The 12055-nt window shown below is 49.0% G+C and carries 11 protein-coding genes; 4 read left to right on the top strand and 7 right to left on the bottom strand.

Going from position 1 to position 12055, the window contains the following annotated elements:
- Positions 1 to 41: 41 nt before the first annotated feature.
- The gene (gene pdxH, locus NQ546_RS12855; RefSeq protein ID WP_004290699.1) at positions 42 to 719 is read right to left on the bottom strand and encodes a pyridoxamine 5'-phosphate oxidase; all 678 of its coding nucleotides are present in this window, start codon (positions 717 to 719) and stop codon (positions 42 to 44) included.
- A gap of 415 nt (positions 720 to 1134) precedes the next feature.
- Between pdxH and NQ546_RS12850 the strand changes: the two genes are divergently transcribed.
- Positions 1135 to 1839, top strand: a complete 705-nt coding sequence (locus NQ546_RS12850; protein ID WP_039953349.1) for an SGNH/GDSL hydrolase family protein — start codon at positions 1135 to 1137, stop codon at positions 1837 to 1839.
- Between the two features lie 231 nt (positions 1840 to 2070).
- Here NQ546_RS12850 and NQ546_RS12845 read toward each other — a convergent pair whose 3' ends face one another.
- From NQ546_RS12845 to NQ546_RS12820, 6 genes are all read right to left on the bottom strand, one after another.
- Positions 2071 to 2772, bottom strand: a complete 702-nt coding sequence (locus NQ546_RS12845) for a LytR/AlgR family response regulator transcription factor (protein WP_004290702.1) — start codon at positions 2770 to 2772, stop codon at positions 2071 to 2073.
- A 4-nt stretch (positions 2773 to 2776) separates the two neighbouring features.
- The gene (locus NQ546_RS12840; protein WP_004293037.1) at positions 2777 to 3841 is read right to left on the bottom strand and encodes a sensor histidine kinase; all 1065 of its coding nucleotides are present in this window, start codon (positions 3839 to 3841) and stop codon (positions 2777 to 2779) included.
- A 69-nt stretch (positions 3842 to 3910) separates the two neighbouring features.
- The gene (locus NQ546_RS12835; RefSeq protein WP_004290704.1) at positions 3911 to 5131 is read right to left on the bottom strand and encodes an ABC transporter permease; all 1221 of its coding nucleotides are present in this window, start codon (positions 5129 to 5131) and stop codon (positions 3911 to 3913) included.
- Between the two features lie 51 nt (positions 5132 to 5182).
- Complete coding sequence (locus tag NQ546_RS12830) at positions 5183 to 5929, bottom strand: ABC transporter ATP-binding protein (protein WP_004290705.1); 747 nt, start codon at positions 5927 to 5929, stop codon at positions 5183 to 5185.
- A 34-nt stretch (positions 5930 to 5963) separates the two neighbouring features.
- A complete protein-coding gene (locus tag NQ546_RS12825; protein WP_004290706.1) occupies positions 5964 to 7193 on the bottom strand; it encodes an efflux RND transporter periplasmic adaptor subunit in 1230 nt (409 codons plus the stop codon).
- A 71-nt stretch (positions 7194 to 7264) separates the two neighbouring features.
- The gene (locus NQ546_RS12820; protein ID WP_004293038.1) at positions 7265 to 8668 is read right to left on the bottom strand and encodes a TolC family protein; all 1404 of its coding nucleotides are present in this window, start codon (positions 8666 to 8668) and stop codon (positions 7265 to 7267) included.
- Positions 8669 to 8857: 189 nt separating this feature from the next.
- Between NQ546_RS12820 and NQ546_RS12815 the strand changes: the two genes are divergently transcribed.
- From NQ546_RS12815 to NQ546_RS12805, 3 genes are all read left to right on the top strand, one after another.
- A complete protein-coding gene (locus NQ546_RS12815; RefSeq protein WP_004290708.1) occupies positions 8858 to 9085 on the top strand; it encodes a DUF4492 domain-containing protein in 228 nt (75 codons plus the stop codon).
- A gap of 96 nt (positions 9086 to 9181) precedes the next feature.
- Positions 9182 to 10747, top strand: coding sequence for a cytochrome ubiquinol oxidase subunit I (locus NQ546_RS12810; RefSeq protein WP_004290709.1), 1566 nt, complete (start codon positions 9182 to 9184; stop codon positions 10745 to 10747).
- A 26-nt stretch (positions 10748 to 10773) separates the two neighbouring features.
- Positions 10774 to 11925: a cytochrome d ubiquinol oxidase subunit II gene (locus NQ546_RS12805; RefSeq protein WP_004290710.1), complete on the top strand. Its 1152-nt coding sequence runs from the start codon at positions 10774 to 10776 to the stop codon at positions 11923 to 11925.
- The last annotated feature ends 130 nt before the right edge of the window (positions 11926 to 12055 follow it).

The raw sequence follows: 12055 nt of genomic DNA, 5'->3' as shown, positions 1-12055 counted from the left end.
GTCTTTCGGGGAGGCTGTTTTGTTCGGTGCGGCAGGCCGGGTCAGGGTGCAAGACGCACTATTCTCCATCCGTCGGATTCAGGAGATGAAGATGAGGGGATATGTTCTTCTTTGCAAAGAGTATACAGAAAGCGGTCGTGCAACCTGTTTTCCCGCCCTTGCCAAAACTCGAAACGAGTAGGGGTAACGGCAAAACCGCCCCAGTTGCCGGGACGCTGTATTCTCTGTCCGGTCAGCTTAATCGCTTCCTTTACAAAGGCGCGGATGATTTCCGTCCGGTTGTTGATGATCCGGCTTTGTGGGGATATTCTTGCACCTATTTTGCTTTTGTAGGGGCGGGTGGAGAAGTAAGCGTCCGAGTCTTTTTGGGGGCACTTTTCTGCTTTGCCTTCAATATGTATCTGCCTTTCCAGCTTATGCCAGACGAAGGAGAGGGAGATGTAGGGATTATCGGCTAGCTGTTGTCCTTTGCGGCTTTCGTAGTTGGTGTAGAAGATGAATCTGCCGTTTTCTACACCTTTCAGCAGCACTGTGCGGGTGGAAGGGCGGCCGTCGGGAGCAACGGTGGCCACGATCATAGCGGTGGGTTCGTCTTCACCGCAATGCAAAGCATCATTAAGCCAGCAGGCGAATTGCTCAAAGGGGTTTTCAGAGATGGTGTTGCGCATCAACTTATCTTTCTTGTATTCTTTCCGTATGTTTGAGAGTTGCAGTTCCATATACTATTCTTTAGGTTGATAACAATGAAGATGTGGAAAGTGTTGAGATCATCCTTTCTTTACGCTTAAAGAAAGGATGATATGCAAACAAAACAAACAATCATCTAGAAAAAGATTTTCTCTAAACGATAAGTCAATGCAAACTTACTTATATTATTTTGATTTTTACGGAGTGAGGGATGTGAATATATATTAATTTTCGAATCAGTGATTATTTTATACATATAATTCTCTATAAATTGACTAAAATATACAAATGTGTGCCGTCTTGTTTAAAGGGGATTGTGGATGGGAGGAGGAGAAAGATCCCGATCTTTGTTATGCGATGCTATTTGTACAAATTGAGAATTCTTGTTTTTTTCCTGATATATTTGTATGTTTGCCAGAACTAATGTTAATACTTAAAAACAGAAACATGCTAGGAAAAAGAATTGGCCAGTGGGCATTGCTGGCAGCTATCAGTTGTTGTCTCTCAATAGGGGAGGCTTGTGCTCAGAAGAAAGATTTTGGAAATTTGGCTCGCTATTCCAAAGAAAACGCAATGTTGCCAAAACCAGCCAAAAAGGAGAAAAGGGTTGTTTTTCTAGGCAACTCTATTACGGAAGGCTGGGTGCGGACTCATCCGGATTTCTTTAAAACGAATGGATATATTGGTCGCGGCATTAGCGGGCAGACTTCATATCAATTTCTGTTACGTTTTCGGGAAGATGTGATCAATCTTTCTCCGGCTTTGGTGGTCATTAACGCCGGAACCAATGATGTGGCAGAAAATACGAATCCGTATAATGAGGATTATACCTTGGGCAATATCGTGTCTATGGTGGAACTTGCTAAAGTCAATAAAATAAAGGTTATATTGACCTCGGTACTTCCTGCCGCCGCCTTTAAGTGGAGAATGGAAATAAAGGATGCTCCGCAAAAAATCCAAGCTCTGAATACCCGCATAAAAGCATATGCAGAGGCCAACAAAATACCGTTTGTTGATTATTATCAGGCAATGGTATCTGCCGATAACAAGGCTTTAAACTCCCGCTATACCAAAGATGGCGTTCATCCGACGGGTGAGGGATATGATGTCATGGAACCGCTGATTAAAGCTGCAATAGAAAAGGCACTTTGAGAAGATGCCTGAATAAAGGATATACCATAATGTAAAAGCACTTCCAACGTTCGCTTACGGAGGAAGTGCTTTACACAAAAACTAAACTAGACTTAACTAAACTATTCTATTGGGGAGTTTCACAACTCCTATCTGTTCGCTGCAAAGATAAGGAAACATCTTTTAATATGCAATAGGATATTATTAGAAATCAGCCGGAATCAATAAAATATATACGGATTGATAACTTTTTTAACTCCTTTTATTAAGAAAGTCCTGAAATATTTGTTTGTAACTGTCACTGACAGGAATATAATTCTTGCCAAAAACGATACGCCCTCGGTCGATGATACGTATCTTATCCTTTTGAACGATGTAGGAACGGTGCACACGTATAAAGCGGGAAGCAGGCAGCAGTTCCTCCATAGACTTCATGCTCATCAGTGAGAGAATGGGTTTGGGGGAGTTCTCTTCGTAGATTTTGATATAGTCCTTCAGACCTTCAATGTAGAGAATGTTTTTGAGCTCCACTTGTATCAGTTTATAATCGCTTTTCACGAAGATGCTTTCCACTTCCTCTTTGGGTTGCTGCAACAATTCAAACCATTGCAAGGCTTTGTTGGCGGCTTGCAGAAAATCCACATACGAGATAGGCTTCAGCAGATAATCGAGAGCATTGACTTTGTAGCCGTCTATGGCATACCGGTCGAAGGCGGTAGTGAAAACAATTCGTGTATGCATATCTACCATTTTAGAAAACTCCAGCCCGTTGAGTTCGGGCATTTGGATGTCGAGAAACAGGAGATCGATGTCCTTGCCGGACAGGTTGTTCATTGCCTGTACGGCACTGGAGTATTTGCCGGCAAGTTCAAGGAACGGGGTCTTGTTGACGTAGCTTTCCAAAAGGTCCAAGGCCAATGGCTCATCATCTACGATTGCACATTTCAGATTCATGTTGTCAATGGTTGATTACTAAAATCGATTTATATTCTTTCTCATCCTCACTTACGCTATGCTGCCATTCGTACCGACCGGGATAGGTGAGTTCCAGACGCTTGCGCACTTGTTCCAGACCGATACCGCTTCCACTCTTGTCGGCTTCGTTCTTGGGGTGATAACTGTTGGCTATTTCGCAACACACGCTATCGGCACTTTCGCTAAAATAGATACGGATATAGCTGGGTTCGGTAGGAGAGATTCCATGCTTGAAGGCATTCTCTATGAGAGAGATGAATATCATCGGGGCGATCTCCGTTGGAGTGTCGGGGCGAATGTCGAAACGTGTTTCAACGGTCACATTGGACGAGAGTCGTATGCGCATCAGTGCAATGTAGTTTCGGATGAAATCTATCTCTTTGGCCAGAGGCACGAAATTTTGCTGGTTGTCGTAGAGAACATGGCGCAGCAGGCGGCTCAGTTCCTGTACTGCCATTTGCGCCTTGTCGGTGTCGAAGGCGATGAGAGCGTAGATGTTATTCAGCGTATTGAGCAGGAAGTGGGGGTTGAGCTGGTTGCGGAGATTTTTCAATTCCGCTTCCGTACGGCTTTTCTCGGCTTCGCGGCGGGCAGCTTCCACTTGTACCCAACGTCCGCTAAGGCGGATGGCGGCGCTTAGTCCGACGGTGAGTATCATGGAGAATAAGTCGCGCATGATGAATATCCATTTCGGAGGTCCCATGTGGCTTCTTCCTTCATTTCCTCCTTTGGTGTAGGTGTGGAAAGCATATTCCTGCCAGAAGTGCACTCCGGCGGTGATGCAGACTATCAGCACTATGTTCAGCAGGAGATATTGCTTGATGCGTCCTTCGAACAGATACCGGGGGATGAGGAAGCAGTAGTTGGTGTAGAAGACGATGAGAAACGAAAGTGGAACAATGCTGCCATGGCGCAGGTATTCCACCAATGTTATATCGAATCCTCCACGTGTCATCATAACGAAAGGAAATGCAAATACAATTCCCCAGCCGATGATGTGAATCAGAGATTCGATGATGCGTGATCGTGAATAAAGAAACTGTTTCATACAAATGCAAAGATAGGATTTTTTTAGGATTAATGATTGGCGATTAATCATTAATCACCAATCATTTGCTCACTCATACCGTATTGCTTCTATCGGATCCAGGTCTGCCGCTTTCTTGGCGGGATACCAGCCGAAGAACACTCCCGTCACTGTGCAGACGGCAAAGCTGAGGAATACGCTCCAAGCCTGTATGTAGATGGGCCAGTGGGCCACGCTTTTCACTATCCAGCTTGCGCCGCAGCCTATGATTACGCCAATCAGTCCGCCGGTGATACTGATGAGGATGGCCTCGATGAGGAATTGCGACAGGATGTCTACTCCTCTGGCGCCCACACTCATGCGTAGGCCGATTTCGCGGGTGCGTTCCGTTACAGACACATACATGATGTTCATGATTCCTATGCCGCCTACTATCAGTGATATGCTTGCGATGCAGGCAAGCAGTGTCGTCATCAGGTCGGTGGTGGTATTCATCATCGAGCTGAGTTCCTGTTGGCTGCGTATGGTGAAGTCATCGTCATCGCTGCTTTTCAGTTTGTGGTTCCGTCGCAGGATTTCGGTGATTTCCTCGGTGGCATTGTCCGTCATGTCCTCGGTGAGTGCGGAGGCAAAGATGCCTTGCAGGTAGGTTTGGGCAAGCAGACGCTTCATTACGGTGGTGTAGGGGGCCAGCACGACGTCGTCCTGGTCCATTCCCATGCTGTTATATCCTTTGGCCTTTAGTACACCCACCACGCGGAAGGGCACTTGGTTGAACCGGATAATGCGTCCTACGGGGTCTTCTCCCGTTGGAAAAAGATTCTCTTGTATCGTCTTTCCGATGACGCATACTTTGGCTGAAGTCTGTATATCGGCTTCGGTAAACATTGCTCCGTTGTCCACCGTAAGCTGGCGTATTTCAAGGTATTCCGTACCTACACCGCTTACGGAAGAAGGATAGTTGTTATTGCCTGCAATGAGCTGTCCGGAGGAGGAGACGTTGGGGCTGACGGCGGACAGGAAGTTCGTCTCGTTGCGCAGCGCCTCGTAGTCGGCAAGTTTCAGGGTCTGCATGGCGCTGGGGTCTTGACGGACGCCGCCGCGCATATCCGCTCCCGGATGGATCATTATCATGTTGGAGCCCATTTCGGAGATTTGCGCCTGAATACTTTTCTTTGAGCCTTGTCCGATAGCAAGCATCGTGATGACGGATGCCACGCCGATGATAATGCCCAGCATGGTGAGGAAGGCGCGCAGCTTGTTGTTGGCAAGTGCCCGGAGAGCTATTTTGAAGAGGTTTGTTCCGTTCATTAGTTTGATGTTTTATGAAAAATGTTTTTGAGACTGCCTGAGACTGCCGCATCAGTCGTCCTCCTGTTTGGGCAATGCTGCCAGAGTTTCGGCGGCGTTCAGAATGTCGGGATTCACTTTGTCGTCCTTCACCTGTCCGTCACGTAATACGATGTTGCGGCTGCTGTATTGGGCTATTTCCGGGTTGTGCGTTACGAAGATGATGGTACGCCCTTCTGCATGCAGCTTTTGGAAGAGCACCAAAATCTCGAACGAGGTGCGCGTGTCCAGATTGCCGGTGGCTTCGTCTGCCAGTATTACGGCAGGGTCGTTCACCAATGCGCGGGCAATGGCCACGCGTTGCATCTGTCCGCCGGACATCTGATTGGACTTATGCTCCAGACGGTCGCCCAGGCTTACGGCTTTGAGCGCTTCGATGGCCCGGCTGCGGCGTTCGGAGGCCGATACGGACGAGTTGTACATTAGCGGAAGCTCCACGTTTTCTATGGCGGTGGTCTTGGGCAGCAGGTTGTAGTTCTGGAAAACGAAACCTATTTTGCGGTTGCGGAGTACGGCGCGTTGGGACTTGCTCATGGTGCGTACGGAAATCCCGTCCAACAGATACTCGCCTGTTGTGGGTGTGTCCAGACAGCCGAGTATGTTCAGCAGGGTCGATTTTCCCGAACCGGATGTACCCATAATCGTGACGAACTCTCCTTCGTTGATAGAGAACGACACGCCACGTAGTGCATGCACCGTTTCATCTCCCACCTGGAAGTTGCGTTTTATGTTTTGAAGTTCAATTACGGTCTTGCTCATGGCTGATGATGTATATTTATGGGGATATGGGTTATCATTTGCTCTTCTTCTTGTTGCTTCCCGGAGGGCCGGGCATGAAAGGGCTTCTCTCTCCGCCGGCAGCCTGTTGCATGTCTGCCGGTGCTCCTCCTCCCGGCATCTTTCCTATGGTGGCTTCGGTCACTATTGTTGCGCCTTCGCTGATGCCGCTTATAATCTCCGTATTGATGCCGTTGGAGATGCCCACTGTCACCGGATGCGCGGTGAATGTGTTTCCTTCACGCGTCCAGAGTTTGTGGGGACTTTCGCAGTCTTTCACGATGTCGTTTTCGCCGATAAGCGGCCTTTCGGGGGTGAAGCGGAGGGCGCGTGCCGGAACGGAAAGTACGTCTTTGCGGTCGAGCGTGTAGATTGTGACATTGGCCGTCAGGCGCGGCTTCAGTTTTAAGTCGGGATTGGGGGCGGAGATTACGACTTCATAAGTGACAACTGTGCTGGAAGTGCTGCTGCCGGAACTTGTGGAGCTGTCCTCTCCCAAACGGATTTGTGTCACTGTGCCTTCAAACGTGTCATTGGGATAAGCGTCTACGGTGAACGAAACGCGCTGTCCCTCTTCCACACCGCCTATGTCGGCTTCATCCACATCGGCCACTACCTGCATTTGCGTCAGGTCGGCGGCAATGGTGAACAGCGTAGGAGTCTCGAAACCGGATGCCACCGTCTGTCCTTCCTCCACCGCACGATTGATGACGACGCCGTCGATGGGAGAGGTGATGGTGGCGTACGAAAGGTTGCGTTCTGCCTTGGCAAGTGATGCCTGACTGCTTTCGTAGTTACTTTTTGCTTTCTCATAATTATAGACGGACTGTTCGTAGTCGGTGTCGCTGATGAGTTGTTTCTCGTGCAGTCCCCGGTTGCGCTCGTAGTTCTTCTGCTGATACTCGTACTCGGCTTTTGCCCCGTTGTAGGCGGCGCGTTGCGAGGCTACTTCGCTTTGCAGTGTCACGCGGTCCATTTCGGCTATGAGCTGGCCTTTGGTGACTACGGAGTTATAGTCGGCATATATCTTGTCGATGATGCCGCTGACCTGCGTGCCGACTTCCACTTCCGTCACCGGTTCGATTGTTCCGGTGGCGGTGATAGATTCCGATATTTCGCCTCTGGTTACGACAGCCGTTTCGTAGGTCACTTTATGCTGGGCCTTAGAGCTGCCAAAGAGCCAGAAGCCTGCGCCGGCCACAACTGCAATGCTTACGGCGATAAGAATGATTTTCTTCTTGTTCATAGTGCTATATCTTCTTTATTGATTTGTTTTATCTTAACTTGGTGATTGAGAATTCGGGGGAGGGAGACGGATTAAAGCGTAATCTTTTCTCCCTGATAGAATTTCAGCAATTGGGTATTCAGTATCGCCATGTACTTGGCCTGCAAGGTTTCCTGCTGTGCGTTGAGCAGGTTGCTTTTCTCTGTCAGCAGTTCTACGGTGTTCTTCATGCCGAGGTTGAATTGCTCTTGGATGAGGTCGTAGCTGGTTTGCGTGCTGCGCAGCTTCTCTATGGCGGCAACGTAACGCTGCTGTGCGCTGCTGGCATCCAGCCACAATCCTTCGATAGTTTTATACAGGGCTTTCTGGTTGTCCAGCAGATCCAGTTCGCTGGACTGTTTTTGGATTTTGGCTTTCTGTACGGCACTCTTGGTTTGACGGTTGTTGAAGATGGGCACACTTACGGTCACTCCCAGTGAGTTGTTCCAGTTCTGCTTGATTTGCTCTCCGAAGGTGAAGTCGTTGCCGTTGGTGTTTGTACTTCCTATACCGGCGCTGAGGCTGACGGTGGGGATGTAGCCGGAACGGGCTATGTTGATGTCGAGCTCCGAGGCTTTGACGTTCAGCCTGCCGGCCTCTATTTCAGGGCGCAGGGTGAGGGCGGAACGGTACACATCGCTCTTGGAAGGCAGCGGAGACAGCACGTTTTCATCGCCGAGCGCGGGGATGTAGAGGTCCATTTCCTCTTCGCCGCTCAGTTCGAGGAGCTGTTTCAGTTGCAGTTTGTAATCTTGCAGGGTGGCTTGTGCGGTTACCAGCTGATATTTGTCGGTACTGACTTGCGCTTCCAGTTGGGCAAGGTCGCTTTTGGCGATGCTTCCCGCTGCGAGCAGGGCGCGCGCCCGTTCACATTCCGCTTGGCTCACGTCGAGGGTGGTCTCGTTTACTTTGACGGCTTCGGCGGCATAGAGTATCTGCACGTAAATCTGCGTGATGCTTTCCTCAATGCTGTTTTCACTTTCCGCTACGTTCAGTTCGGCGATGCGGTTGTTCATTCGCTGCTGCTTTAGGGTGTTCAGTCGTTTGCTGCCGTTGTAGAGTGTCCAGTTGGCATCGATGCCGTAGCTGCCGTTATAGCTGGTTTTGCTTTGGCTGCTGGTGATGTTGTCGCCGTTGATGATGGTGTTGGTTTCGCTGTTGGGGCGGTTCACGATGCGCTGGCTGACGGATGCCGTAAGGCTGGGGAAGAGGGCTGCTTTGGCGGTCTTGACGTCCACTTCAGCACTTTCGGCGTTGAGGCGGTTTTTGCGAATGGTAATGTTTTGTTGCAGGGCGTAGTCGATGCATGTCTGCAAATCCCATTGTGCCGGAAGGGGCTGTGCACTGTTCTGCTGCTGTGTGCTGGCGGCTGTTTCCTGAGCCTGCAACGTCATGCTGCCGATGCAGGGGCTTGCCATGCAGAGCGATATCAGTGTCAATCTTTTTACGTTTATCATATTGCCTAATGTCTATAATTTTACTTTGACAAAGGTATGCCGCCTCTCTTGAAGTTGCAAAAGAGATAGACGTTTGCCGGATTTATGCCGTCGGATCGCTTTTTTCTGCCGACAATTAACTTTTCGGGATTTTATTTGTTATTTATATAAAAGTATTTTATATTTGTAATGATTATAATTTGAATCCCTATGAGAAACCTCGTGACCGCCATCTGGCAATTCTACGTTGAAGGCTTCCGAAGTATGACGTTAGGACGCACTTTATGGTTGATAATAGCCATAAAGCTTTTTATTATGTTCTTCATCCTCCGTCTTTTCTTCTTCCCGAACTATTTGAATGAAGCTGCCGCAGGCGCTGATAAGGAAGATTATGTCAGTCGTGAACTGATTCTGCGGGCAGGGGGGGACAGCGATTAGTGAGGAATGCTCAGTGAGGAGTGAGGCAGGACAGCAATTTTCGTTGCCTCAACTTATATCTCATACTTTATACTTAACAATTAATATTTAACTCTCATGCTTGAAAACATTGACACTTCCCTGATTGACTGGTCGAGAGCGCAATTCGCCTTGACTGCTATCTATCATTGGATTTTTGTACCGCTGACTTTGGGACTGGCGGTTATTATGGGCATCATGGAAACGGCGTATTACCGTACGGGTGATGAGTTTTGGAAACACACAGCCAAGTTCTGGATGAAACTTTTCGGAATCAACTTTGCCATAGGTGTGGCTACGGGGTTGATTTTGGAGTTCGAGTTTGGTACGAACTGGAGTAATTATAGCTGGTTTGTGGGCGACATCTTCGGTGCACCGCTTGCCATCGAAGGCATTTTGGCATTCTTCATGGAGGCCACGTTCATTGCAGTGATGTTCTTTGGTTGGGATAAGGTGAGCAAACGCTTTCATCTGGCTTCCACCTGGCTTACGGGGCTGGGTGCAACGATCTCCGCCTGGTGGATTCTGGTGGCAAATGCGTGGATGCAGAATCCGGTAGGCATGGAGTTCAATCCCGATACCGCCCGTAATGAAATGGTGGACTTCTGGGCGGTGGCTACTTCTCCGATGGCAGTCAATAAGTTTTTCCACAGCATCTTGTCCGGCTGGGTGCTGGCGGCTGTGTTCGTAGTGGGAGTGAGTTGCTGGTATTTGTGGAAGAATCGTGAGAAGAAATTTGCTTTGTCGAGTATAAAGATAGCTGCCTGGGTGGGACTGGCTGCCGCTTTGCTCTCCGCATGGACGGGCGACGGTTCCGGTTATCAGGTGGCGCAGAAACAGCCTATGAAGCTGGCTGCCATGGAAGGTTATTATCAGGGACGGGAAGGGGCCGGACTGGTGGCCTTTGGCATTCTCAATCCGGAGAAGAAGACCGCCGATGACGGAAAGGATGCCTTCCTTTTCCGCATGGAGATTCCCAATCTCCTTTCGCTGCTTGCCGAGCGCGACTCAAAGGCTTTTGTGCCGGGCATCAATGACTTGCTGAAAGGCGGTTATCCTCTGAAAGACGGCACAACCGCGCTTTCTGCCCGGGAGAAGATTGAGAAAGGGAAAACGGCTATCGGCGCTTTCTCCGACTATCGTAAGGCAAAGGCCGCTGGCAACGATGCCGAGGCGCAGGTGGCAGCTAAGGTGCTGAAGGAGAATGTGGCCTATTTCGGCTATGGTTATATAAAGGATGTCAACGAGTTGGTTCCCAATGTGCCGCTTACGTTCTATATGTTTCGCGTAATGGTGATATTGGGCGGATACTTCATCCTTTTCTTCATTGCAGTTCTTGTTTTTGCCTATAAGAAAGATCTGTCGCGGATGCGCTGGATGCATTGGGTGGCAATGCTCACCATTCCGCTGGGATATCTTGCCGGACAGGCAGGCTGGGTGGTTGCCGAGTGCGGTCGTCAGCCTTGGGCCATTCAGGATATGCTGCCCACCGGTGCGGCTATCTCCAAACTGGATGTGGGTTCTGTCCAGACCACGTTCTTCATCTTCCTCGTATTGTTCACCGTTATGTTGATTGCCGAAGTGGGTATTATGCTGAAAGCGATACGGAAAGGTCCGGAAAAGGGAGTAACTCATAATTCATAATTCACAATCCATAATTTATAATTCACATGAATACCTATATATTTCTTCAACAATACTGGTGGTTTGTAGTATCCCTGTTGGGCGCTATACTTGTTTTCCTGCTGTTCGTGCAGGGTGGCAATTCGTTGATATTCTGTTTGGGCAAGACGGAAGAGCAGCGCAAAATGATAATCAACTCTACGGGGCGTAAATGGGAGTTTACGTTCACTACGCTCGTAACGTTTGGCGGTGCTTTTTTTGCATCGTTTCCGTTGTTTTACAGCACGAGCTTCGGCGGTGCCTATTGGCTGTGGATGATAATCCTGTTTACTTTCGTGTTGCAGGCGGTCAGCTATGAGTTTCAGTCGAAGGCGGGTAACCTGCTGGGAAAGAAGGCATATCGTGTGTTCCTTGTGCTGAACGGAGTGGTGGGACCGGTGTTGCTGGGCGGTGCTGTGGCAACGTTCTTTACGGGGTCGGCGTTCTATATCAATAAAGGCAATATTGCAGATACGATGATGCCTGTCATCAGCAGTTGGGCCAATGCCGGTCATGGTCTGGACGCGTTGCTCAATCCTTGGAATGTGGTGCTGGGGCTGGCTGTGTTCTTCTTGGCGCGTATTCTCGGTTCGCTCTATTTCATCAATAATATCAGTGATGCCGATTTGGTGAAGCGTTGCCGTCGTGCGTTGTGGGGCAATACGGGCTTGTTCCTGATCTTTTTCCTGTCATTCGTCATCCGCACACTGCTTGCCGATGGCTATGCGGTGAATCCGGAGAACGGGGAGATCTTTATGGAGCCTTATAAGTATCTGACAAACTTCATCGAGATGCCTGTGGTGCTGGTTGTGTTCCTGATCGGTGTGCTTGCTGTGCTGTGGGGAATTATCCGTACGTTGTGGAAACCGGCTTTCGATAAAGGAATATGGTTTGCAGGTGCAGGTACGGTGCTTACGGTGTTGGCGTTGCTGCTTGTGGCAGGTTATAATAACACTGCCTATTATCCTTCCACCGCCGACCTGCAAAGCTCGCTTACATTGGCAAACAGCTGCTCCAGCCAGTTCACGCTGAGGGTGATGGCCTACGTGTCTATTCTGGTTCCCTTTGTGCTTGCATACATATTCTACGCATGGCGCAGCATTGACAGGAAGAAGATTGATGCGAAGGAGATGCAGGATGAAGGGGGACATGCTTATTGATTTTGCAACTCCGGAGATCTGCTTCCGGTTGTCCCGGAGTTTTCATCATAGATGCCCGGAGATATAAGAGAAAGAAGGTGTGTCAAAACTAACATTAACTATCATTTTACTCTGTCATTCAAGAATCTAC

Origin of the sequence: Bacteroides eggerthii (genome assembly GCF_025146565.1) — a bacterium.
In the GTDB taxonomy this organism is placed as follows: Bacteria; Bacteroidota; Bacteroidia; order Bacteroidales; family Bacteroidaceae; genus Bacteroides; species Bacteroides eggerthii.
Note: the sequence above shows the minus strand (reverse complement) of the source record. Positions and strands in the feature narration are given on the sequence as shown.